The following is a 24,844-nucleotide window of genomic DNA, read 5'->3' as shown; positions in this document are numbered from 1 at the left end:
CGTCGCCCACCCTTCTTAGGTCATCAACCAAGCAGTTGGTTTAGGAGGCCTGCCGTGTCGATGTTCGCCGAGCAGATCGAACCGCACCACGAGTACCGGCACCGCGCCGACGACGATCCGGCGTACAACGAAAGCACCTACTACAACTTCGCCTGTCCGGAGAGCGGTGCGGTCGGCTGGCTGCGCGTCGCCATCCAGGAGAACCGGCTGGCGGCCCAGGCGGGAGTGATGCTGTTCCTGCCCGGCGAGGCGCTCTTCGACTACCGGCGCCTCTCCGCGGCCGCACCCGGCGGGCTCACGGCCGGCGACCTCACCTTCGAGATCGTCGAGCCGCTCCGGCGGCAGCGACTGACCTTCGACGGACGGCTCGCGTCGTTCGCCGACCCGCGCGTGCTCACCACCCCCTCGTCGGCGTTCCGCGAGGCGCCGCGCCGCACCGTGCGAATCGAACTCGACGTCCGCGGCCAGGGCCCGGCGTTCGGCACGAACGGGGACGACCCGGCCAACTACGTCGAGGAGTCGATGGCGCTCGGGCACTTCGAGCAGTTCATCGCGGTGCGGGGGACCATCACCGTGGACGGTCGCGGCATCGAGGTCAACGGGCGCGGACTGCGCGACCACTCGTGGGGGCCTCGCGACTGGGCCGGACCGTGCTGGTACCGCTGGGCCATCGCGAACCTGGACGACGGGACGCAGGTCATGGGGCTCTTCGTGGCGCGCCGCACCGGTGAGACGATCAGGGAGGCCGCCCTCGTCAAGGGCGGCGCGCTCACCGAAGCCGGGCTCGAGGACGTCCGCGTCCGCTGGACCGGGGACGGCTTCGGCGAAGAGGTCGTGATCGTGCTCTCGACCCCGGACGGCCCGTTGACCCTGACCGCGACGGCCGCGACGCCCCACCGCTTCTTTCCCCTGCGCCACCACCGCCGGGACGATGACGGAGCGGCGCTGGACACGCGGATCGGCTACTCGGTGTACGAGTTCAGGACCGACGACGGGCGGACCGGACTCGGCGTCGTCGAGATCCTCGACCAGCTGGTCGATGGGCTCCCGCTCGGCATGCGGCAGACCACCGAGCCCGCATGACGGCGCCCCCTCCCCCGCTGGCCGACCACGTCCCCCGAGACGTCGCGGACTGGCTCCGCGCCGGCCTGCCCGAGGCGGACCCTCCGTTCGCCTTCGACAGGATCACCGGCGGCTACAGCATGCTCACCTACCGCATGACCGACCGGGCCGGGCACGCGTGGGCACTCCGCCACGCCCCCGCCGGTCACTCCGGCGGCCGCGCCCACGACGCCGCGCGCGAGGCCCGCGCCATGGCGGCTCTGCGGGACACCGTCGTGCCCGTGCCCCGTGTCCGGATGACCGGCGGCGCGGCAGACCCCCTCGGTGTGCCCTGCCACGTCACCGACTTCGTCGAAGGCTTCGTGCTCGACCGCGCCGAGCAGGCGCGGCGGGTGCTCACCGCCGCCGGCCTGCGGCGCGCGTCCATCGAGATCGTCTCGGTGCTCGCCGAGCTCCACGCGGTGAATCCGGACGCGGTCGGGCTGGGGGACCTCGGCCCGCGCGCCGACTACAACGGCAGGCAGCTGCGCCGTTTCCGTGCGGTCCTCGCCGATCTGGAGGCACTGGACTCCCCACTCGACGGCGGCCGCACCGCACGCCTCGACCGGCTGGGGGCCGAGCTCGCGGACCGGCTGCCGCGGGACGCGGGCGGCCGGATCGTCCACGGTGACTACCGGCTGGGCAACGCGATCATCGGCGCGGACGGCTCCGTCCGGGCCGTCCTGGACTGGGAGCTGGTCACGCTCGGTGAGCCGCTGGCGGACCTCGGGATGCTCCTGAACTACTGGAACCCGCCGCCCGGCGCGATGCTCGGTGTGACGGTGCCGACCGCGGCGCCCGGTTCCGTCACCGAGGAGGAGGCGATCGCGGTCTACGCCCGGACGTCACAGGCCGACCTCGGCCACCTGAACCTGTACCGCTCACTGGCCGCCTGGCGGCTGGCGTGCCTGTGCCTGCGCACGGCGATGCGGTTCGGTTCCGGCGCGATGGACGACGGGGAGGATCCGCGCCGGTTCGCCTCGACCACCGACCACTGGACCGACCTGGCCCGATCGCACTTCGACCAGACCTGACCGCTCCGCCCCCAGGTCCGTGCCGGACCGCTCTCCCACCAACTCACAGATGGCCAGGAGGCCAAGGTGCATCGAGAAGGACCCCTCAGCGGACTCAAGGTCGTGGAGCTCGCCGGCATCGGTCCCGGGCCGCACGCCGCGATGATCCTGGCCGATCTGGGAGCCGACGTCGTCCGGGTGGATCGGCCGTCGAGCGGCTTCCAGATCGGAGCCGAGGACCGGGATCCGACGCTGCGCGGCCGCCGGCGCGTCGCGGCCGACCTCAAGGACCCCTCTGATCGGGAGAACGTGCTGCGGCTGGCCGAATGGGCCGACGTCCTGCTCGAGGGCTATCGCCCTGGAGTGACCGAACGCCTCGGGGTCGGCCCGGAGCAGTGCCACGCCCGCAACCCCCGGCTGGTGTACGCGCGGATGACGGGGTGGGGTCAGGACGGTCCGCTGGCGCAGCGCGCCGGCCACGACATCAACTACATCTCGCTGACCGGTGTGCTGCACGCGATCGGGCGCGCCGGGGAACGTCCCGTGCCCCCGCTCAACCTCGTCGGGGACTTCGGTGGCGGGTCCATGCTCCTGGTGATCGGCGTCCTGGCCGGAGTGTGGGAGGCCCAGCGGTCCGGGCAGGGGCAGGTGGTCGACGCGGCGATGATCGACGGGGCCGCCCTGCTCTCACAGATGGTCTGGAACCTGCTCGCCCAGGACGCCTGGGCCGATGAGCGCGAAGTCAATCTGCTCGACGGGGCCGCCCCGTTCTACGACACCTACACCTGCGCGGACGGGCGCCATGTCGCCGTCGGCGCGATCGAACCGCAGTTCTACGCCGCGCTCCTGGAGGGGCTCGGCCTCGCGGAAACCGAACTCCCGGCGCAGGACGACCGGGAGCGCTGGCCGGAGCTCAAGGCCGCCCTCGCCGCGGTGTTCGCGACCCGGACGCGGGACGACTGGGCGAAGACCTTCGCCGACACCGACGCGTGCGTCACGCCGGTCCTCTCCTTCTCCGAGGTACCCGGCCATCCGCACGTCGCCGCGCGCGCCACGACCGTCACCCGCGATGGGCTCACCCAGGCCGCTCCCGCGCCCCGCTTCTCCCGCACACCCACCCGGCTCCCCGAGCCCCCCTCGGCCCCGGTCCCCGTCCAAGAGGTGCCGACCGACCAGTCCTAGCCCCACTCCCCCGGGGGTGGGGTCTCACCCCTCGGGGGACTGGCATCGGCCCCGCGGCGGGCGTCGCTCACTGGTGGCCCGGGCGCATCTCCACGAACAGTCCGGTGGCCTCCGCGCACAGGCGCGGGCCGTCTTGCAGCGTGCCTTGCAGGTACCGCTTGCGTCCCGCCTGCTCGGTCATCCGCACCCGGACCGCCAACCGGCGCCGCAGCGGGGTGATGCTGCGGAAGTCGACGTGCAGGTTCGCGGTGCGCGATCTCGGCCTTCCGCCCAGGTCCGCGACTCGGCCGAGCGCGTCGTCGAACATCAGGGAGACCGCGCCACCATGCGCCGCGCCGTGGCTGCCCTCGTGGAAGGGCCCGAACCAGGTGGTGGCGGTGATCTCGTCGTCGGCATGGCGGGTGATCCACAGCGGCGGGCTGAGGGTCTGTCCGCGTCCGGGCAGTTCCAGCAGGCGGCCGAAGATCTGGTCCGCCGCGGCGACCCGGTACGGTTCCAGCAGCTCTCGGACCCGTGCGAGCAGCGCGCTCGCCTCCCGCACGGCGTCCGCCGGGGGGACGGTTCCGGCGGCGGCGTCCTGGAGCGCGCGCAGCTCCTCGATCATCGCGGGCCAGCCGTCCGCGGCCCGTTCGGCCGCCTCCCTGCTCCACGCGGCCCAGTGCGGGCTCAGCGCGGGCCCGCCGGCCGGGACGTCCGCGGCGGCGCGCCCGGAGGCGGCGCCGCCGTGCTCAGCCGAAGAACTCATAGGACGCGTCGGTACTCCCCCGGCGACCGCCGATGTAGCCGCCTCGTTCGGTGGTGCGCTCCCATTCGGCCCCGGGCAGGTCGGTGCGCGTCCAGTCCGAGACGACGACCCGCCGCACGATGCCCCACCGGCCGTCGCGCCGTTCGAGGTGGTCGAGGTACCGCCCGGAGATGACCCCCAACTCGGGGGACCCGTTGTCGGCGTGCGGATGGAAGGCGAGGAAGTAGACCTCGGCACGGGCCCGGTCGCCGTCGAGCTCGATCACGGTGTTGGTGATGTTGTGGTTGCCCACGTGATCCCACGCCTTCTCGGCGCCGCTCACGACGACCTGCGCGAACTCCTCTCCCGGGCCGTCGAACGGACCGTGCCGGTCCGTCCCGCCGGGGGCGTACACGGACCTGATCAGGTCGAGGTCCGCCCGATCCACCCCGCGGGCGTACCGGTAGAGCAGCCGGCGGATCTCCTCGTGATCGCGTAGCCACCGCACTTCGCGGCGCAGCGCTTCGATCTCGGCGTCCATGGGCTCTGGCTCCTCACTCTCGCTCCGGCGCTCGTCGTCCCGAGCGGGCGGCCGTCGGGACGGTGACGGTCCCTCGGCTCCCCAAAGTTAACCAACCAGCCAGTCGGTTTGCAATCCCGGAGACGAAGATGCTCCGCCGATGAGCGAGGTGCCCCGCCGCGGAACCGGACGTCAGTTCCCCGAGCCGCGGGGGGCGCCGATGGCCGGCTTCTCGGGCCGTCCGGCGCAGATGCCGCCCATCACGAAGTCGGTGACCTCCTCGACCAGCAGGTCGTCCGTACCGTCCTCCGGACGGCGATACCAGTTGGGCACATAGGCGAGGATCCCGATGATCGAATACAGGGTCGTCGACGGCGCGAGCGGCCGGAACTCGTCGGTGCGCACCCCCTCGGCCAGGAGCGACTTCACGAACTCCTCGTAGCGGTAGATCCGCTGCCGGATCGACCGCGCGTCCTCGGCGGACAGCCGTTGGTCCATCCACGGGACCTCTTGGAAGAACACGACCAGTTCGTCATCGCTGGTAGCGACATGTGCCACCTGCTCGCGGACGAAGAAGCGCATGCGCTCGGTGCTGCTGCCCGTCAGCGGCACCCGCGCCAGCATGTCCAGGGTCGCGTCGACCTGCTCGGACAGCAGTTCGTACAGGATCGCGCTCTTGGAAGGGTAGTAGTGGTACAGGGTCCCCTTGTTGAGCCCCACCTCGTCGGCGATCTGGTCCATGGTCGCGGCGAGGTATCCGTGTTCGCGGAAGATGCGCGCGGCTGTGGCGCGCACGTCGACGCGGCGCGACGGCCTAGGCATACCGCACCCGCCTCCGCTCCGAACTGCTGCCGATCACTCTCTCGTCCTTCCCGCGAGGATGCCCCGCTTCGCTCCACCATGCGCCTGTGCACGCCGGCGTCCGGGCGGACCTCACGACCCGCCATTGCGAGATCAAACCGACCTGAGTGTACCGACCAGCTGGTGGGCTCTGCTCCACTCCAGCGATTTCCAGAGGGATCCTCCGCGCCGCTGCACTCGCGCCTTCGCCCGGACGCGAGGCCTTTCGATCCGGAAGTGGCCCCGCATCCACAGGCCGTCACTCCCCAGTCGTATCTCCGTAGACGACCAACTGGACAGTCAGTATCCATATGCGCTCCGGCTCAACGAGCGCCCGCAGGAGCCCATCGGCGACGCGCGTCCCCCTTTTTCGTCCACGCCGGGCCGGCGCCTCAGGGAGGCACCGGCCAACCGGCGTTATCGTCGATCCTCGAAGAGGGGCTGCCGCGGCACGCCGGTACGGAAACGAGGCCGTACCAGCCGGCGGAGCCCGTTGCCCGAACGGAGTACCGCATGCAAGGCTGAATCGTTCTCGAAAGAATCTCTTCCGCCTCCACCCCGCGCCCTCTCAGACGGGACGGCGCACAAGCACGCGAAGATCGCTGCCGCTTGTGCCGCCGGCGACGACCACGAGCAAGGCACGAGGAACCGGGACACGCCGGGGTCCCTCCCCACCGAAATGACCGACGAGAGACACAAGTGACTGATCACGCACGGGGGACGGCCGCCTGGCATGGCCGCATCGAGCATGTCCGCGGCGCCGACATGGACCCCGACACCGCACAGACCTCGGGAATGCGAAGGTACGAGGCGATCTCGGGCAGGAGCGTGGGCTCGCAACGGCTCTGGATGGGCCGTACCCACGTCGAGCCCGCGACCAGCTCCGGCGACCATCACCACGGCGCGGCGGAAACGGCGATCTACATCGTCTCCGGCCGCCCGGTCTTCGTCTTCGCCGAAGGCGCCGAGGAGGTCCGCGTCGAAACCGAGCCTGGCGACTACATCTTCGTCCCGCCCTATGTCCCGCACCGTGAGGAGAACCCCTCCCCCGACGAGGAGGCGGTCGTGGTCATCGCCCGCAGCACGCAGGAGGGAATCGTGGTCAACCTTCCCAGTCTGTGGGCGGGCGTCGAGCGCCCGACGAACACCTGATGGCCATGAAGACCGACGAGCACGGGCTGGCCGTCGAGGCGGGCAGCCGCACCGCAGTCGAACACTACGACAACGCCATCCATGAGCTGCTGCACTTCCGGCCGGAGGTCGATGCCGAAGCGAAGCGGGCACTCGAAGCGGATCCCGACTTCCCGCTGGGCAACGTCCTGTCGGTATACCTCGAACTGCTGAGCACCGAGCCCGAGGGCGCACGGGCCGCGGCGGAGCGGTTCCGGCGCTTCCGTTCGCGCGTGGACGACTCCGGGCTCCTCCCCAGGGAGCGGGCACACGTCGCGGCGCTCGAACGCCTGGTGGAGGGCGACTTCCCCGGCTGCGGCCGCCTGCTCGGCAAGATCAGCGAGGAGTACCCGCGCGACGTCCTCGCGCTGTTCGCCGGCCATCAGATCGACTACTTCACCGGGGACGCCCGCGCGTTGCGCGACCGGGTCGGCGGTGCACTGACGGCATGGAGCGAGACCGACCGGCATTTCGGTCACCTGCTCGGCATGTACGCCTTCGGGCTGGAGGAGGCGGGGCACTACGACCGATCGGAAGAGGTCGGCCTGCGCGCGGTCGAGCTCAACCCCAAGGACGTGTGGGGCATCCACGCGGTCGTCCACACCTACGAGATGCAAGGCCGATTCCGGCGAGGAATCGCCTACATGGACGAACGTCTGACCGACTGGTCGACCGGCACATTCTTCAAAGTGCACGCATGGTGGCACTACGCGCTCTACGCACTGGAGGCCGGAGACGCGGCCCGGGCACTGGAGATCTACGACGCCGTACTCCACGGCCCGGAGTCGACAGGCACCGCGATGGAACTGCTGGACGCCGCCGCCCTGCTCTGGCGCCTGCTTCTCGAAGGCGATGACCAGACCGCGAGGTGGAACGCCTTGGCCGACGCCTGGGCGTCCAAAACCCCGGAGCCTTTCTACGCGTTCAATGACATGCACGCGGTGATGTCCTTCGTGGGCGCCGGCCGCTTCAGCGACGCCGACCGGCTGATCGCCGACCGCGAGGCCTACCTGGCCGCTCCCCTGCCCGACGTCACCAACCAGGCGACGACCGCACGCGTCGGCCTTCCGGTCTGCCGCGCTCTGGTGGCCTTCGGCCGCGGCGACCACACCACCGCCGTCGACCTCCTCGCCCCCATCAGGCACCACGTCAACGAATTCGGCGGCAGTCACGCGCAGCGCGACGCGGTGCAGAAGACCCTGCTGGAGGCCGCACTCCGCTCCGGCCGCCTCGATCTGGCCCGCGTCCTGGTCAGCGAGCGGATCAGCGTTCGACCGTCCAGCCCGTTCAACTGGCTCAAGCACGCCGACGTGGCCGAAGCCCTCGGCGACGCGGCCACCGCGACCACCGCCCGATCGCACGCGGCGAAACTCCGCCGCCCCTAAGCCTCCGAGAGCGTGGATGTTGGCACGGTGGCCAGGTAACGGCGGCCAGCAATGGTTCCGCCGCCTGCGCATCCGCTGGGAGACGCGCGACAACATCCACGAAGCATTCATGACCCTGGCCGCAGCCATCATCTGCCGGCGCCGCCTCGTCCGCTGATTCTGTTAAGACCTCTAGATGCGGCTTGCGTATTAGCCCGGTGTCACAGGCACCATCGCCGTTCCCGACACCGCGAAACGCGGGGTACATCAGCCGAGTCGTGCACATCAGTGGCCGATGTCAGACAACTCCAGGAAGACCAGCCTCTGTCAGTATTCGCCCGCCTAGGCTGATCTCCCATGGGGGAAGACCGGCTTGCGCAGTCATCGGCGGCACGGCGGCACGCAACGCGGGACGCGGTCGTGGTGCTCCCAGGGGTCATGGGGAGCAACCTCGTGGAGGACGCCACCGGGCGACGACTGTGGGGTGTCCTGGAGATTGCCCGGCTCACAGCGCGCTGGCGGGACGGACGAGATCTGGCGACGCTCGCCGTCACGGAGGACGAGCGGGACGGGAAGGTCGGGAGGATCAGGCCGGACGGACTGCTGTCCACGCCGGAATGGGCGCCCTCGCTGGGACTTGAACCGTACTCGAACCTGATGCGGGAGATCCGCGCGTGTGTGGTGCATCCGGACGCGGTGCTGCCCTTCGACTACGACTGGCGGCTCTCGGTCGAGTTCAACGCCGGGTTGCTCGCAGAACGTCTGTCACGGCACCTTGAACGATGGCGGGAGCACCCCGCTCAGATGGCGGCGCGGCGGAGCGCTCCGGACGAGGGCGACGCCCGGGTCGTCCTGGTGGCGCACTCGATGGGCGGGCTCGTGGCAGCGTCGATGTGCGCGCGGCGTCCGGACCTCGCCGCGCAGGTCAGGGCGTCGGTGACGCTCGGCACACCGTTCGAGGGCGCGGTGAAGGCGACGGTCATACTCAACGCGGGGCGCGGCCTGCCCGTCCGGCTCGACAAGAAGCACATGCAGGAGTTGGCCAGGACCCTTCCCGGGCTGCACGACCTGCTGCCCACCTACCGATGCCTGGTCACCGATGACGACGTCGTGGCGCTGAGCCGGGGCGACCTGGCCGCGCTGGGCGCCGATCCCGACCTCGCCGAGCGGTCGGCGGTTTTCCACCGGCACCTGGACGCCGCGGCACTGCCCGAGCACACCGCGGTGGTCGGATATGGGCAGGAGACCGCACAGTCGCTGCGGCTGCGCAACGGGACGGTGGAAGCGCTCTTCCACGGCTTCCGCCGGGACGGCGCCGACCGCGTCCACCGCGGCGAAGACGGCCGTCCGGTTCCCGTGGACCACACCGGCGACGGCACCGTCTTCCGCTACTCGGCCACCCCGCCAGGCCGCAAAGCCGTCCCGATCGTCCAGGACCACGGCGCGCTGGCCGCCACCGGTTCGGCTCTGGACATCGTCCGCGGCGTCCTGGAGGAGATCCCACGGGGTTCGGCGCTCGACGGAACGGGCGTGCGCGTGCGCGTTCCCGACCTCGTGACGGTAGGCGAGCCCTTCGAGATCTCCGTCGACTCGGTGCAGGACCCGCTCGCGGTCACCTGCACCGTCGAGGACGCCCGGCACGAGAGGAGGCCGCCGGTCGACACGCCACGGCTCCTGCGGACGGGTGACGCGGAGACCGTCGCCGGGACGGCCACGGTCCATGACGCCGGACTGTACCGAGTGGCCGTGGCGGCGGGCGTCGATCCCGTCACCAGGCTCGTCCTCGCGGTCCCACCGGCATCGGCGGCCTGAGCACGTGGGTGCACGAGACGCCGCCGGCTTCGACATCGTCCCTCTCCCCTTCGACACGTGCGAGGGCTTCGACACCTGCCTCTCGGGCGACACCTGCACGGAGCACGGGAAGATCGACTGCACGTCCGAGGCCGCGGCCATCGGGGACCTGCTGGCCGAGTTCGGCGGCACGGCGGTCCCGTGGGCGCCGGAGGACGGGCGCCACCTCAACGCGGTCCACACCCGGCTCAGCGAATGGGCGCGGGCTTCATCGAGCAAACGGAGCGTCCTGCTGTGGCTGGGACACGGCCGGTCCAACCGGACCGACGCGGCCCTCGCCATCCCTGGCCAGAACCCGGTCAAGTGGTACCGGCCGGGCGAACTGGCCGAGTATGTCAGTACCCATCTTCTCAATCGGGGAGACGACCCCGACTGGACCCTGATCGTCGTCGAGGCGTGCGGCGCCAAGATGTTCCTGGATCGCCTCAGCAACGAGCTCCTCGACAAGCGCACCAGGACGGGCGTCTCCCTGATCGCGTCCGGCCGGGACCAGGGCCGCGGCTACCTCGCGACGTTCCGCCGCGTCCTCGCTGACGTACTCGACGGCTTCGCCAACCACACCGAGATCCGACTGCACGATCTGCTCGGCCGAATCCACGACGGCCTCCAACCCGACCTCGGCCGCGTCCACGATCTCGACATCCGGGGGGTCCGCCCCATCTCCCGCACACCCAAGGTCACTGAACCCATCACGGCTTCGATGGACGTCTACGAACGGCTCACCGAACTGCTCGAACGACGCCCCGAGCACGAACGAGGGCACTTCGCGCGCAAAGCCGCCGGGACCCTCACCGGCGAGCTCGCCTGGAACTTCGTCGGCCGCCGGGACGAGCGCTCGGCCATCACCTCCTGGCTGGACGGCCGCCGCAACGGCCTGCTCGCGGTCACCGGGAGGCCCGGGTCCGGCAAGTCGGCCGTCCTCGGCAACGTGCTCCTCCACAGCACCCCCGAGCTGGCGGACCTCGTCGCCGAGCTCGAGGTCGTCCCCTGGGCGCCGGACCCCGTTCCCGCGTTCGATCTCTCACTGCACCTGACCGGCTCCACCATCGACGCTCTCGCCACCTCGCTGGCGCAAGCGTTCGGGACGGAGGCGCCCGCGGCCGCGCTGTCGCCGAGTCAGCTGACCGACCAGCTGGTCGAAACGCTGGCGTCCCGGGAGGGCAACGGTCTCACCGTCCTCGCCGACGCACTGGACGAGGCGCAAGAGCCGACGGCCATGGCGGACCTGTTCCGGCGGCTGGCTGAGCTGCCGGGCGTCCGGATCGTCCTTGGCACCCGGCCAAGCGCGGATCCCGCGAACCCGGACGGCACCGGTCTACTCGACAGACTCGGCCGGAACACCCAGGTCACGTGGATCGAGCGCGTCCCCGAAGACATCGCGGAGTTCGTCCGGCTGAGCCTGGCTCCGCTCGGGCAGCCCTCCCCTGCCTTCGATGAGGCCGTCGCCGACGTCGTCCGGCTGGTCACCGCGGACGAGCGCGAGTTCTTCGACGCCTCCCTGGCCGTCCACGAGATACTCGCCGACCCCGGGCTGCTCGCACCGGACCGGGCGGCTGAGCGCGCGGCGCTCCTCGGCTCCGACCGCCGGGCCCTGTTCCGTACCGCGCTCGCTCGCCTGGAACGGGAAGTACCGGCCACCCGGCAGGCATTGGCCGCCCTGTCGGCCGCCCAGGGCCGCGGCCTGCCACGCGCCGACCGCATCTGGGCTCGGGCCGCCACCGCGCTGGGCGCGGCGGCGCTCGACGACCGCGACGTGGCCGCCGTGCTGAAGGCGGCCGGTCCGTACATCATGCTCGACGCCGCCGACGGTCAGGGCGTGTACCGGCTGGCGCACCGGCTGTTCCAGGAGTCCTTCGCCGAGCAGGGCGACCGGGAGCGCCGGCGGGAGGTCGGGTTGGCCCTGTTCGAGCTGGCCACCGCGGCGGCCGACGGCGAACGGCCGGGCCCGCTGAACCCGTACCTCGTCCGGCACCTGTCCGGCCATCTTGCCGCGATAGGCGAATGGGACCTGCTCGCCGCCCGCCCGCACGTGCTCGACCTCCTCGACCCGCGGGCCGTCGCGTCCGACGCCATGCGCGCCGGCGCCGGGCTGAGCCGGCTTCCCGCCGGTGTCCTCGGTACCCTGCACACCGCGCACCTGGCGGAACGTGCCACACCCGGTGACCGGCCGGGGCTGCGCCAGCTGGGAAGCGCCCAGACCGGCGGGCCCCCCGAGGCGGCGTCACAGGACGCCGCGGCCTGGGAGATCCGCTGGTCGCGGTTGCGATCCCATCCCCCGCACCTGACCCTGGCGGGCCATCGCGGCCCGGTCACGGGAATCGCCGTCGTGCCGGGGGCCGGCGGGACGCACCTGCTCGCCACGGGCGGCGGCGACTCCACCGTACGTCTCTGGGACCCGGCCACCGGCCTGCCGGCCGGCCTCCTGCTCGACGGGCACCGGGGGCCGGTCCTCACCGTCACCGCTCTTGAGGGCGTCGGCGGGCGCCCCCTGCTCGTCACCTCCACCGAGCAGAAGGCGGGCCATGGGGGACCGACACTGCGCATGTGGGACGTTCGATCGCGGCAGGAGATCCCGCTGCCTGACGGGCAGCACCACTTGTACCTCGCAGGCACCCCGACCGGCCCGGCCTCCCTCGCACTCGCCACCATCGACGGGGACGTCCACCTCATCGATCCGGCCTCGTCCCCCACGTCCCCGGCGCGGTTACGGACGCTGCCGTGCCCCCAGGGCGGCGTCACGGGACTGGCGGTCTTCCGGTCCCGCGACGACGCTCCCCTGCTGGCCGGCGCTGGGCACGACGGAAGCGTCCACATATGGAACCTGGGCACCGCGCGGTACGACCGCAGCCTGCCCGCCGCGAACACGGGCGGCATCGAGTCGATCACCATGCTCGACGGCCTCCTCGCCACCGGCGGAGAGGAAGGAGCCGTCTGCGTGTGGGACCCCGAGGAGGGCCTGCTGCTGCGGCGGATGACGTCGCGCCTCGGCGCGGTCCGTGCGCTCACGGTCTTCAGCGGTACGGCAGGGCGCCGGTACCTGGCCGGCGGGCACGCCTCCGGGGCGGTGTCGCTCTGGGACCCGCACCTGGGCAGGCAACTCCGGGAGCCGCTCACCGGGCACCGCGGCCCCGTGAGGGCCCTTGCCGCCTTCCCCGCTGCGGACGGCGCCGACTATCTCGCGACCTGCGGGACCGATGAGACCGTGAAGATCTGGTACCCCACGGTGGGGAGCCCGGCCGCGCCCGCCGCGGGGGCCGTCGGGGAACGGACCGGGGCGATCGCCGCTCTCAACGGCGGGTGCCTCGCGTTCTGCTCGGAAGGGGCCCTGCATCTCTGGGAGGCCGGCGACGAGGGTTCACCGGCCCGGCTGGAGGCGGCGGGGACCGTGACGGCCTGCACGGCGTTCGGCACTTCGGACGGCTCGTCGCTGCTGGCCCTGGCCGATGCGAACGCCGCAGAGGTCCGGTTGTGGAACCCCGCCGCCGGGACCGCCGTCAACCGCCTGCGCGTCAACGCCGTCCGGGCGATCGGCGCGCTCGACGCTCCCGGCGGCGCGCTGCTGCTGACCGGCGACCTGGAAAGGCGCCTGCGGATCTGGGATACGAAGAATCTCGCACTGGAGCACGAGATCGACGCCGGCGAGCACGGGATCCCGCGGGCCGTCGCCGCGTTTCGCCTCGCCGACGGCTCCCCCGTCCTGGCGTCCACGGCCCACGCGCCCGAGGTGCGGTTCTGGCGGTTCACCGGAGGTCCTTGGGGCACACCGCTCGTCGGCCACGAGGACTCGATCGTGGCCATCGCGGCGTACCAGGGACCGGGTCGGCGGCCTCTCCTGGCGACCACCGGCCATGACCGCGCGATCTGCTTCTGGGACCCGGTCGCGGCGAGGCTGCTGCACCGGATCCCGATCGGTCTCCGCTGCGAAGCGCTGGCCGTGAACGGTGAGGACCTCATCGTCGGTACCGACGAAGGTCTCTTCGCCCTCCGGCCGCTCGGCAACCTGGCCATACGCGGACACTGATCCCCGGATCGAAGGAAGGGCCACTACGGAAAGCCATAATCGAGAGGTGGGGATGGACCTTAGCGAGCTCACCGATCTGGTGCAGCGCCTGTTCTGCCGGCCGACGGCCATCCACGGCCCGTACGAGCTCCGTTCCGGTCCGGAGTACGTCGTGCCGGGCATTCTGTCGCGCGCGGAACTCGAACGGCCCGGAGACCAGACCGACACCTTCGAGCTGACCATCTTCCACCAGATCCGCGGTTTCGCGGGTCAGCTCTGGGAGCAGGAGGTCCGGAGCCTGCTGCGCTTCCAGGCACTGCGCCATCCAGCGTTACCCGAGATCGTCACGGGCAGCTTCGAGGCGGCGGAGAGAATCGCGTTCACCCTCACCAGGATTCCCGGCCGCCCTCTCGACGCCGGAAAATGGATCGAGCTCGCCGCAGCGGATCCCCTGGAGGCGCTCGACCGGCTCACCATGCTGATCGACGGGCTGTCCAGAATCAACGACGCCCGCATGATGCACCGCAATCTGAGCCTGGGCGCGCTCCGCGAGGGGGAGAACGACGAGATCGTCATCAGCCGGTTCGAGATGAGCACGCTCATCGGGAACCTGGTCCGGCGAGGACCGATCGGCGACTCGTCCCGCCATTGGAGTGTGATCCGCGAACTGTACCTGGTGCCGCCGCCGAACGTCGAACTGAGCCGGCACCTGGCCTTTCTGGCCCCGGAAACCCACGAGCTGCTCTTCAACAATCGGCCCGGAGTTCGCCGCGAGTATTTCACCACCGACGTGTTCGGCTTGGGCGTCCTCGGCTGGGAGTGGTTCTGCGGCGCTATTCCGGAGGTGCTGCCGGAGGCGTACGAGAAAGTGGAGGAGGCGCCCGACGGGCCCGCCAAGGCCGCCGCACTCAACGAACTCCACGCCGAGATGCGGCGACACCTCGGGAGGCAGCACAACCACCTGCCAAGACCATTGATCCAGGTGCTGCTACGCATGATGCGCCACTCGAACCAGGTGCGCGACACCGCGTTCCAGGTTCTCTCGCACCTGGACAGGCACTGGCAGGGTATTCGCGCCTACTGGGAGAAGGAGACCGATGAGACGCCCCGGCTGGTCGCGTTCATGCCGAAAGAATCGGTCACCCCGCTCTACCAGGAACGAAAATGGCTTTCGCACAGTCCGGCCGATCCGATCGGCAGGGACGAGCTCAGAGATTTCCTTACCAAGGAACTGGGAGACGCAAAGCTGGTCTACTCCCCCGACGGCGCCCTCGGCTACGCCATCGACGACGAGCAACGCCTCCGGGAGGCCAGATGGGTTCTCGTCGGAGCACGCGCCGTATGGTTCTGCGCCTTCTACTACGACGAGTACCAGCGAGCCAGAGGGCGAGGTGAGACCCACAAGGACACTCTTATCATCAAGTACCTGAGCGAGCACTCGCGCGCGAAGAACCTGGTCAACTCAAAAGTGTTCAAGAAGGTCAGCCCGCTCAAGCTGGTGGCGTTCCGAAAAGGGCAGGACCTCACCGCCGAACGCAGCGGGCGGCCGAGCTGGAGCCCGCTGACCGAAGAGCTGGAGGCGGCCGAGCGCCAGCGCGACGAGGACCGGGACTTCGCCGAGTCGATCGACTTCCTCCTCTCCTACCAGCGTGCGGAACTGGACGCCCGCAAGTACGCCTTCAAACGCGTCGACGGCGCATCGGGCGCCCTGGGCGACGCCACCATCCAGTTCGACAAGGCCCGCGACGACACGTGGAAACACGACAACCCCTTACTGTCCGCCTACACCAGCGAAAAGCGGCGGCGACCGCCCCTGGGCCTGTTCCTCGAAGAAATGGAGACCGACAAGGAGGACGCTTTCCAGATCGAGGAGGCGCAAACGTCCGGACCACGCTTCTCGCGCAGCTCGATGGTGGTCGACTTCGTACGGCGCAAGGACGACCTTACGGCTGTCGTCCGTCCCCGCGACAAGGTCGTCGCCGTCCCGGATTCCGGGTGGATCCGGCCCTCCGACGACGGGGGCAGCTTCGTCAGCCTTCTTCGCCAAGAGCGAGCGGTGAGCCTCCTGAAGTTCCAATCCGGCCTGTTGCGGATGCTGCGCACTCCCTGGGCGATCGACCTCGGACGAGGACGGTGGGAGTTCAGCGATGAGATCAAGCCCGGACTCCACAAGAAGCTGCAGGGCGAAGCTCCATCCGTGATCCAGAACATGCTCTCGCTGCAGCCCTTCTACGCTCTCCAAGGCCCACCGGGAACGGGCAAGACCCTCGTGGCCGCCGTCGCGATCCGCCGGTTCCTGGAGCATGAGAGAGGTGCGCGGGTCCTGGTGAGTGCCCAGTCGAACTACGCGCTCGACCATTTGGCCAAGAACCTCATCCAGATCCTCCCGGACACGACCCTGATCCTGCGGGAGACGTCGAACCCCGAGAAGATCGCCGTGGACGCCGTCAAGAAGCACACGCTGGTCGAACTGACCGAGCAGCTGACGACGAAGATAACCGACACGCTGACCTGGCTGCTCCACCCCGATCAGCTCGATGAGGACACCCGGCGGAGGTTCCAGAAGAATCCCCCGTCCCGCCTGCCCACTCCGCTGAACGGCGTCCATAGCGAGATCGCCGAACGCTGGCTTGGACTGGTCCGCACGAACCAGATCGAGCTGGCCGACCGGATCAACGCCGGCGCGAGCGTCATCCTGGCCACCACCTCCCAGGCCGCCATGCTCGGGCACGGCGAGGACGGGCACAGCGACGTCTTCGACTGGATCATCGTGGAGGAGGCCGCCAAGGCATGGCCCACCGAGCTGATCGTGCCATTGGTCCTGGGCTTCCGGTGGTCGCTGATCGGCGACCACCGTCAGCTCGGCGCCCACCGCGAGCTGGAGCTGGAGCAGTTCCTGGAGAGCCTCGACGGCAACCGCGATCCTCGTATCATGCGGCACTACAAGCTGCGGAAGGAGCGCATGAAGGCGCTCAGGCTCTTCGGCTCGATCTTCGAGACCCGGCGGGACGACTCCGGCTCCGACACCCCAGCGGTCCCACTGGATCGGCTGAAGCTCCAGTTCCGCATGCACTCGACCATCGCGGAGCCGGTCGGCCGGACGTTCTACCCCGTCGTCCCGGAGAAAGTGGACGGCACCGGCCTCTCGCTGAGCTTCCTCGACACCCAGCGGCCGGAGACCGACAAGGACCACGGGGTGACCGTGCCGGAGTGCATCGCCGGGGCCCCGCTGGTCTGGATCGACACCGCCGGCTGCGCCGGCTTCCGCGACACGCGGTGCTGGTTCAACGAAGGCGAGGTCGAGCTCGTCGAACGCCTGGTCGCCCTGATGACGCCCGCGCCCCTGCCGTCGGCACAGCCTCCAGAGGACAAGGGCGGCCTTGTCGTGCTCACCCCGTACCGGATGCAGCGCCTGCGGCTCGCGAAGCGGCCACTGCTCAAGGACCGGGTGCACACGGTCCACTCCTTCCAAGGGAGAGAGGCCGATCGCGTCATCGTGTCCCTGGTCCGCTCGACCCCCTTCGGCGACACCGTCCAGAGCAACGTCGGTCACGTGGGAAGGGACGAGGTCGCCAACGTTCTGCTGTCCCGGGCCAAGCGCCTGCTCGTCTTGGTGGGCAACCTTGACCTGTTCGGCCGGCACGGCGGGGAGTCCTGGCAGAACGTCGCCGAGACGGTCAACCTCTACGGCAGGGTCGTCAAGGCCACCGCGTTGGAGGAGCCGTGGACCGGATAATCACGCTCGCCCTCCCCTGCCGCTTCGTCACACTGCAAGTCATGCTCGGGCCGGAGCGCGGCATGACGACGCTCACCGAACTGGTGGCCCGGGCGATCAGCGGCGGCATCGACACCATCGAGGAGCTGGGCGAGCTCTTCGTGCTGCCCGACCGGATCGTCCTGGACGTCGTGCGGGACCTGTGGAGCGCCGGGCACGTGAGCATCGATTTCGACTCCAGCCTCCTCGAGCTGACCGAGAGCGCCCAGGCCGCGCTCGTCGACGAGGAGAAGAGGCTGGAGTCCGACAAGCGGACCTGGCAGAAATTCCTCCTCGAACCGATATCAGGCCAGTTCTTCGCGGAGGACGACGGTGTTCCGAGCATCCACGAAGGGCTGCTCGGCGTTCCGCTGCAGAGCGACACCGATGCGTCGGACCTGCCGCATGGGGACCTTCTCGTCGCGGTCCGGCGAGTGTTGGAGCGCGAGCGCGCGGCCGGGAAACGGTCCAACGTCCGCGACGTGAGCTTCGGCAACCCGCTGCTGCGTCCGCCGACGGAGCTGCGCTATCTCCGGACGAGGGTGAGCGCGCACACCGAGCCGGCCACCGGCCGCATGGCCTTCACCGTGCGGGAGGGGCACAAGTGGGGCGCGCGAGCGAGCAGGCGGTTGACCGATCACCTGGCCGACTTCGTCGAGCGGTATCCCGAGCACGTCCTGACCCGGACGCTGACCAAGATCGCCGGCCCCACCCCGCCGGAGCCGGTGGGACTGGGCGCGCAGCTGGCGCGGCTGGAACGCAAGGTCGCCGGTCTTTCCCGGTCGCCCGCAAGTGAGATCGCCGCTGACCAGGAGGAGCTCCAGGAACTGGCGTTCGCCCTGGAGGAGCGGCTGGACGAGCTGGCCGACTCCCGCGCCTCGGCGCACATCGTGGAACGCTCGTCCGGTCAGCTGTGGGCCACAACGGACCTGATCAAACGGGCCGAGCGGCAGATAGTGATTTCCAGTCCCCAGATCGAATACGAGGTCCTGCACCGATTCCTCCCCGTCCTCGACGAGGCGCTCCGGCGGGGCGTTCAGCTCGCGCTGCTCTGGGGCCGCCAGCCGGAAGAGACGTTGCCGCAGCGGGTCGACGCGGCCCTGAGCGAGATGCTGGCCAGGTACCCGGCGCAGGTCTCGATCGACACGCTCAGCGCGCAGACGAACGCCTGCGTGGTGATCCAGGACAACCTGCGGGCACTGGTGGGGTCCACCGGCCCGCTGGCGCGCGGTCACGAACGCGACTCGTCCCGTATCGCCGTTCTGGTCGAGCCGGCCGCGGACGGCCCGGCGACGCCCCGATGCGTCACCGATCTGCTGGTCTGGGCTCGGGACAGCTACCCGACCTGGGGGAAGGGGCAGCGTATCGACCTGCTGAGCGACACCCCCCGCAGTGACGTCGCCGAGCCGGTGGAGACCTCTGCTCCGCTCCTGCCCGAGTGGGACGCGGAGGGCGCCGACGCCTCCACCGTGCGGCTGTGGGCCGAGAGCTGGACAGAGCATCACGCGGCGCTGGTGGATGTGGCGCGACGGATGACCAACGCGGTGCCGAGCGTGGAACTGGTCCGCGACAACGCGCACCGCAAGGTCGTGTCCGATGCGGTCTCCGACGCCGCGCGGCGGCTGGCGGTCACCGACGACCGGATCGACCCGCGGGTGGCCAACGACAGGCTCGCCCGTGTCCTGACCGCACGTGCGGAGGCCGGGGTCCTGACCTGCCTCCTCCATCCCGGCCCCGCGGGGGCGAAGCTGGACGAGGCCTTCGACCGGCTCGGTGCCGGCCCGATCCACGTCCGGCATGGGCGGGCCGGGATTCGCGCGGTCCTGTCCGACGACCAGGTCCTGATGGGGTGCTTCTCGCCGCTGGCCGAGGGGGAGGGCATCGGCCGGAGCCGGCGCACCCAGGTCGGGCTGAAGATCCACAGCGCGGTCTTCGCCGACAGCGTCGCGGCCGCCATCGCCCTTCCCACCGCGCCGGCGCGCACCGAACCGGCCGAGGTCCGGCAACAGCCCGCCGCCGCCGCGACCGCGCTGCCGTTGCTGATCGAGGCCCGCGGCGCCCGCGCCCCCGGCGGCTTCGCCGCGGTGGTCGTGGACGGGTTCGCGCGGCTCGCCGACCCGTGGGAGGTCCTCGACCGCTGGGAACGGGCAGAGATCCCGGCTGCCGAGATGCGCAAGGGGGTCGCGGTCCTCCTCTCCCGGGAGGCGTGGGCCCCGCCCGGGCCGCGGGCACGATGGGCCGAGTGGCTGGCCGACGATGCCTGGGGTCGCCGGTCGTTCGTCGAGGCCGCCCTGGCCGGAACGCTCCTGCCCGCAGGGCCCCGCGCCCACGCCTGCATCGCGGCCGCGGCACTGGAGGTCGGCCCGCTCGGAGCCTTGATCTTCGACGAGGTCACCGAGCTCGCCAATGCGCCGGGGCCGGCCGGCCAGACCGGCGCGCTCTCGGCACTCGCCGAGTTGCTGCTGTGGGGCAGCGACGAGGGCGACTACATGCTGCGCGAAACCGCCCAGGTGCTCCCGTGCGCGTGGCGGGAGCTCGGCGACGAGGCGCTGGGCTTCCACGACCGGGTCGGCGCGGCCCTGCCGCTGTCGGTGATCAGCATGGAGTTGACCGACCTCAACGACCGGCTCGCGGCCGAGGAGACCTGGCGCGAACTGGCGGCGGCGATCGACCAGCTGGGCCGGCTGCGGCAGCGCTTCTCCTTCGTCTCGGGTCGGGAGATCCATGACCGGCTCTTCGCCCCCGACGGGCTGTTCACCCGGATCCGTGCCGCCTGCGACACCCCGGGGCTCCGGCCTGAACTGCGCGGCGCCCTCCCGGTCCGGGTGATCGAGTTCCTGGACGGGCTGGTCCGCGAGGCGGGAATGGACTCGGTGCAGTGGGGGCGGCAGCGCGGCTTCCTGAAGAAGACGGAGGCCATCGTCAGTACGGCCAGGAACCTGTGTCCGGCGGAACCGGCCGCCGGGCATGCCGTCGACCGCGAACGGGTCCTCGACGCCAGCCGGAGGTTCGGCCGCGAGATGGCCCGCCGCTGGGACGATCTGTTCACGGAGGCCGAGGCGATGCCGCATCCGTACAACATGCCGTTCATCGCCCTGCTGGAGAAGCTCGGCCCCTTGTCCGAGTGGGCGAAGGAGCTCTCGTGACCGAACGATCGGATCCGCTGGTGCGGCTGCTGGAGCGATGGCCCCTCCGGTTCCGGCTGCCCGACCTCATGGAGAGGCTCGCCGGCGACGCCGATCCTCCGGAGCACGCGGAACTGGCCAGGGCCGCGCTCATGGGACTCGCCCGAGGACTCGGCGAGCGCGGGGCGTTCGAGGCGATCGTCAAGGCGGGCCGGTTCCACGTCGCCGAAGCGGTGATGCTCGACGCGTCCGACACGCTGAAGTCCCAAGCGCTCGCGTCGCCGGCCAAACTGGTGGAATCGGCCCGCGCCGGACGCCGCCAGCAGCTCCTGCAACGCCTGGACGAGCTGGCCGGCTCCGCCGAGCGCGCGGGCCTCGACCTCACCTACGATCGGCAGGCGCTCGTCGCGCTCGCCGACCGTTCCTGGCCCGACGCCGAGCGCCGGCTGGCCGAGCTCGCCCAGGATCTCGGCGAGCGGGTCGAGGCGAAGCGAAGCGACCTCCGCAAGCGGATCGACGCTTTCGGAACGGCGGACGGAGACTGGGCGGCGGCGTGCTCCGCACTGGTCGAGAACGGCCAATGGCAGTCAGTGGAGCAGCTTCTCGCCCATCCCGAGGACCGGCTCTCGGGGCCTGCCACCGTGCCGCGGCTGCCGCACTGGGCGGGCAAGGAGTCCGCCGAGACCCTGCTGCGGTGGCACCTGACCGCGGCCGGCGACGCTCTCCCGGCCTTCCAGTCCTGGGCCTCCCAACCCGGCAGCCCCGAGAACGAACTGTTCCTCGCCTACGACCGGCTCCGCGAGGGAGGAAACGAGTCGGCCGCGGCCTTCGCCGACGCGCTCGAAAGGTTCCTCGGCCTGGAGCCCGGGGCACGGACGGTGCACCCGGTCGAGGGCGGCTACCTCACGACCCTCAACGGGCTGTTCGGCGAACCGGGGACCGAGATCTTCCGGCCCACGGGCACGGTGGACCTGTTCGTCGGCGAGCCCGAGCGGCGCACCCTTCCCGAGCTGCAGAAGCTGGGCCCGCACGTCGCCGTCGGGCCGGCGCTGGGGCCAGAGGCCCGCGCCGGCCGTGCCGACTGCGCCCTCATCACCCTTGACGATCTGATCGGGCTCGGCCGGCTGCGCTCGAAGCGGTCCGCCGTGCTGCTGCGCACCGTCGGTGAGTGGTGGCCGCTGGCCGCGTTCACCGGTGGATCACCGGCCGAACTCGCCGAGCGGCTCGGCGCGCCCGGCGAGCGGTGGGCGCGCCTTTCCTGGATCGTCGACCTGACCGGGCTCGGCGATCTCGCGCTCACCGCGGCGCTGGCCTTCGAGACCGCACTCGAACCGGCGCTCGTGCACCTCTACCTGGAGTTCCTCGCTGAGTCCCGGATGCGCACACCCTCAATGGACAACGTGTTGCGGCCCCAGTTGGCGGCGGCCGTTGCGAGTGCCCTCCTGGAACCGCTCGCCGGTTCGGCCGCCGGGGAGGCGGCCTTCTGGGCGTTGCTGGCCGCCGCGCCGCCCGGCGACCCGGTGAACGAGGAGGACCTCGTCCTGGAAATGGCGCTGGCCTGCGACGACTCGGAGCTGGAACGGTTCTTCCCGGCGGGGCTCGCCGAACTCTCCACGGTCCCGCTCGTCGAGCGAACCGGCACGAGCCTGCAATTTCGCGAGTGCGGGGCACTGATCCTGCTGGCCGAGCAGTCCGACGACCTGCTCACCGCGGCCCTCGACCGGCTGAGTGAGGCCGGGGAGGCCGCACCCGACCCGATGGGAACATGGCGCGAGGAGACCAACGCCGCGCTCGCCGCCGACCCCCACGGCGTCACCGACATCGGCGAGCTCGTCAAGAGGTTGGCCGCCGAGGCCGCGTCCCTCAACTCCAAGGTGATGATCGAGGTGGAGGTCGGATCCGGCATCCTCGTCGCCGCGAGCGATCTACCGCTGCGGGCCACACTGCGCGAACTGCTCCGCAACGCGTTCGACGCCCTGGGCGAGGGCGGGGGAACCGTCCGGTTCGCCGCCCGAACGGTCCGGAAGGACGTGATCATCTCCGTCCAGGACACCGGACCCGGCGTCGATTACCCCGGCAGCGAGCACCTGATCTTCCGGCGCGGGGAGGGCAACCGCCCGGCAGCCGACGGGGAGGGGCTCTACCTGGCCCGGCGGCTCGCCGGCGAGTTCGGGGGCGAGTTGCTGCTCGCCTCCGCGACCGACGGCCACCCCGTCTACGTCGGCGCCCACTTCGACCTCATCCTTCCGCTGGCGGACGCAGAATGACCCGCGGCGGTGCTCAGGGCGTCAACTCCGGGTGGCAACGACGACCTGGCCCCAGACCCGTACCAGGAGCGTCACCAGGGTCAGCACAAAGGTCCCGCCGAGGGAGGTCCGCAGAACGACGCTGTCCTCGAAGAGCCCGGCCAGGCCGAGTACCACGGTACCGAGCCCGCCGAGGATCAGCACGGTGAGCACGATGGTGTAGGCCCGTACCCGCCCCTTCGTCCAGAACCACACGCCGTCAACCGGATCGTCGCGGCGGTGCCGCCTTTCCCGGACGCGCAGGTTCTCCAGGTAGCGGGAGTCCCACAGCAACGCGAGCAGAAGCACAGGGTAGACCTGGGCAAGGGTCGTATAGAACTCCTGATGTTTCACCAGGCCTATCTTTCTTCCAACGCGGGCTTCAGGCTAGATGGTTACCGATTTGATTGCCGACGAACCGTTCGGCGTTCGCGTGCAGCGAGCGCAGCGGTGTCCTCTCCACCCGGATGCTGTCCGCGGCGCACACCACGTCGAACACCGCGGTGAACGCGGCGTCGCGGTCCCGGACCGGTCGGCCCGCTCCCCCTGGACCGCCCAACAGGTAAGGGATGCTGCGCGGTCCAAGGGCCGGCCGGGTTGGTGGTGACGCCCAAAATGTGCACCCTGTACCGCTCGAATCATCGGTGCGGTAGGTCAGGTTGACGGCATGAACCCGGACCATTCAAAGGGCACGACGAGACGCGTGACCTCGCCGTTGTCGCGCAAAGCAGTCATCGAGTCCGCTTGCCGTTCTCGCTAGGCGAGCGGGAACCAGCCCGGCCCCGCCGCATCCGCCGTGGGGCCGGAACACCAAGATCTTCAACAGGCTTCTAAGCGATGACTGCGAGTAGTTCTGTAATGGACCCGGTGAGCTCGGCGTCGCCGCTCGCCGTCGATCGCTGACGGGCCTGCTCCACGGTGATGCCTCTGGTCGCCAGCCGCCAGAAGGTGTCCTGGTCCATCGAGACGCGTGCAGACGGCTCCCCCAGGGGTTGGGTCATCCGCCATCGTGCCTCCTGCCGGACCACCCCCCACCGTCCGCCCGCCGGGCCGAGTACTTCCAGGTGAGCCGTCGTGCCTTCGGGGCGGTCGTGCATCCGCAGGGCGTACGGCAGGCCGCGCGCGAAGATGTCCAGCACCGGAGCCATGAGCTCGGGTTCCTGGGCGCCCGGAATGGAGACGGCGTCACGCACCTGCTGCTGGTGAACCCAGAACTCGGTGTACTCGCGGCCGATGTCCAGCCAAACGGGGCTGTCGATGTCGGTGGCCGCCCAGGAGACGTTCAGGTCGGCGGCGGCCTGGAGGTCTCGTGCCGCCCACAGGGCGTCGAGCCGCGGTCCCAGGTGACCCAGCAGTTCGATCATCAGTTGCGGGCTGAGCTGGCGGGACGCCCGGACGAATTCCTCATTGGTACGTGCCAGATGGGCGGGAAGCGTCTCATCATCGGCGAATATCCCGCCGCCGTAGCCGTCGCGGCTGCCCGACAAGCGCCGCATGTAGTCATTGAGCACATGACCGACGACGTCGTGCACGTCCCAACCGGGGCAGACCGTGGGCACGGCCCACTCGGCGGGGCTCAGAGCGCTGAGCAGGTCGAGCATGGCCTGCCGTTCGCGTGGGAACAGGGGACGAACGTCGATGGTCCGACCGAAGATCATCATCGTGAGACCCTACCGACCCGTCGTATTACTCTCCACGGAATTTCGGCCGAGGCTGGTGCTTCCCGGACGGCCACGGCACCCGCCACCAGAGCCATCCCCAGGGCGCTGGTGGCCAGGTCGCTTCGCCGGCGCGAGTCGATGGCCCAGCCGACGCCCCGCAGGGAGAAGGCGTCGATGACCACGCAGCAGTAGATCTTGCCTTCGCGGGTGGGGTGTTCGATGATGTCGATGACCCACAGCCGGCTCGGGCCGTC

At 70.5% G+C, this 24,844-nt stretch carries 16 protein-coding genes; 10 read left to right on the top strand and 6 right to left on the bottom strand.

What is annotated here, in order from left to right; translation table 11 throughout:
- Positions 1-60: 60 nt before the first annotated feature.
- From CHC11_RS27410 to CHC11_RS27400, 3 genes are all read left to right on the top strand, one after another.
- Complete coding sequence (locus CHC11_RS27410) at positions 61-1,083, top strand: DUF7064 domain-containing protein (RefSeq protein WP_425427347.1); 1,023 nt, start codon at positions 61-63, stop codon at positions 1,081-1,083.
- Entirely contained in the window at positions 1,080-2,135 is a 1,056-nt protein-coding gene (locus tag CHC11_RS27405; RefSeq protein WP_089314696.1) for a phosphotransferase family protein, read from the top strand. The genes CHC11_RS27410 and CHC11_RS27405 overlap by 4 nt, the downstream gene beginning before the upstream one ends.
- 66 nt (positions 2,136-2,201) lie before the next feature.
- Entirely contained in the window at positions 2,202-3,296 is a 1,095-nt protein-coding gene (locus CHC11_RS27400) for a CaiB/BaiF CoA transferase family protein (RefSeq protein WP_089314695.1), read from the top strand.
- A 67-nt stretch (positions 3,297-3,363) separates the two neighbouring features.
- Here CHC11_RS27400 and CHC11_RS27395 read toward each other — a convergent pair whose 3' ends face one another.
- The 3 genes from CHC11_RS27395 to CHC11_RS27385 all read right to left on the bottom strand — a co-directional run bounded on the left by CHC11_RS27395 (position 3,364) and on the right by CHC11_RS27385 (position 5,362).
- Entirely contained in the window at positions 3,364-4,041 is a 678-nt protein-coding gene (locus CHC11_RS27395; RefSeq protein ID WP_089314694.1) for a PaaI family thioesterase, read from the bottom strand.
- A complete protein-coding gene (locus tag CHC11_RS27390; RefSeq protein ID WP_089314693.1) occupies positions 4,025-4,561 on the bottom strand; it encodes a nuclear transport factor 2 family protein in 537 nt (178 codons plus the stop codon). Before CHC11_RS27390 ends, CHC11_RS27395 begins: the two co-directional genes overlap by 17 nt.
- A gap of 171 nt (positions 4,562-4,732) precedes the next feature.
- Positions 4,733-5,362 (bottom strand): TetR/AcrR family transcriptional regulator, encoded by a 630-nt coding sequence (locus CHC11_RS27385; RefSeq protein ID WP_089314692.1) that lies wholly within the window; start codon positions 5,360-5,362, stop codon positions 4,733-4,735.
- A gap of 717 nt (positions 5,363-6,079) precedes the next feature.
- Here CHC11_RS27385 and CHC11_RS27380 point away from each other — a divergent pair.
- From CHC11_RS27380 to CHC11_RS27350, 7 genes are all read left to right on the top strand, one after another.
- On the top strand, positions 6,080-6,532 hold the full coding sequence (locus CHC11_RS27380; protein ID WP_089314691.1) for a cupin domain-containing protein: 453 nt from the start codon (positions 6,080-6,082) through the stop codon (positions 6,530-6,532).
- Entirely contained in the window at positions 6,532-7,935 is a 1,404-nt protein-coding gene (locus CHC11_RS27375) for a tetratricopeptide repeat protein (RefSeq protein ID WP_245919844.1), read from the top strand. Before CHC11_RS27380 ends, CHC11_RS27375 begins: the two co-directional genes overlap by 1 nt.
- Positions 7,936-8,352: 417 nt before the next feature.
- Positions 8,353-9,726 (top strand): esterase/lipase family protein, encoded by a 1,374-nt coding sequence (locus CHC11_RS27370; protein ID WP_179279024.1) that lies wholly within the window; start codon positions 8,353-8,355, stop codon positions 9,724-9,726.
- A 4-nt stretch (positions 9,727-9,730) separates the two neighbouring features.
- Positions 9,731-13,786 carry an AAA family ATPase gene (locus tag CHC11_RS27365; RefSeq protein ID WP_089314689.1) on the top strand — a complete coding sequence of 1,352 codons (4,056 nt, stop codon included), beginning with the start codon at positions 9,731-9,733 and terminating at the stop codon, positions 13,784-13,786.
- 52 nt (positions 13,787-13,838) lie between these two features.
- Complete coding sequence (locus CHC11_RS27360; RefSeq protein ID WP_089314688.1) at positions 13,839-17,501, top strand: AAA domain-containing protein; 3,663 nt, start codon at positions 13,839-13,841, stop codon at positions 17,499-17,501.
- Positions 17,489-20,665 carry a phospholipase D-like domain-containing protein gene (locus CHC11_RS27355; protein WP_089314687.1) on the top strand — a complete coding sequence of 1,059 codons (3,177 nt, stop codon included), beginning with the start codon at positions 17,489-17,491 and terminating at the stop codon, positions 20,663-20,665. The genes CHC11_RS27360 and CHC11_RS27355 overlap by 13 nt, the downstream gene beginning before the upstream one ends.
- Positions 20,662-22,911: an ATP-binding protein gene (locus CHC11_RS27350; RefSeq protein ID WP_089314686.1), complete on the top strand. Its 2,250-nt coding sequence runs from the start codon at positions 20,662-20,664 to the stop codon at positions 22,909-22,911. Before CHC11_RS27355 ends, CHC11_RS27350 begins: the two co-directional genes overlap by 4 nt.
- Positions 22,912-22,932: 21 nt before the next feature.
- On the opposite strand, the gene CHC11_RS27345 is transcribed toward CHC11_RS27350, so the two are convergent.
- The 3 genes from CHC11_RS27345 to CHC11_RS43950 all read right to left on the bottom strand — a co-directional run bounded on the left by CHC11_RS27345 (position 22,933) and on the right by CHC11_RS43950 (position 24,829).
- Positions 22,933-23,283 (bottom strand): hypothetical protein, encoded by a 351-nt coding sequence (locus CHC11_RS27345; protein ID WP_089314685.1) that lies wholly within the window; start codon positions 23,281-23,283, stop codon positions 22,933-22,935.
- Between the two features lie 476 nt (positions 23,284-23,759).
- Positions 23,760-24,590, bottom strand: coding sequence for a maleylpyruvate isomerase family mycothiol-dependent enzyme (locus tag CHC11_RS27340; protein WP_089314684.1), 831 nt, complete (start codon positions 24,588-24,590; stop codon positions 23,760-23,762).
- The gene (locus CHC11_RS43950) at positions 24,587-24,829 is read right to left on the bottom strand and encodes a DDE-type integrase/transposase/recombinase (RefSeq protein ID WP_425427346.1); all 243 of its coding nucleotides are present in this window, start codon (positions 24,827-24,829) and stop codon (positions 24,587-24,589) included. The genes CHC11_RS27340 and CHC11_RS43950 overlap by 4 nt, the downstream gene beginning before the upstream one ends.
- Positions 24,830-24,844 lie beyond the last annotated feature (15 nt).

Origin of the sequence: Actinomadura mexicana, from assembly GCF_900188105.1 — a bacterium.
GTDB classification, from domain to species: Bacteria; Actinomycetota; Actinomycetes; order Streptosporangiales; family Streptosporangiaceae; genus Spirillospora; species Spirillospora mexicana.
The sequence above is the reverse complement of the archived record's forward strand: the minus strand, read 5'-3'. Positions and strand labels throughout refer to the sequence as shown.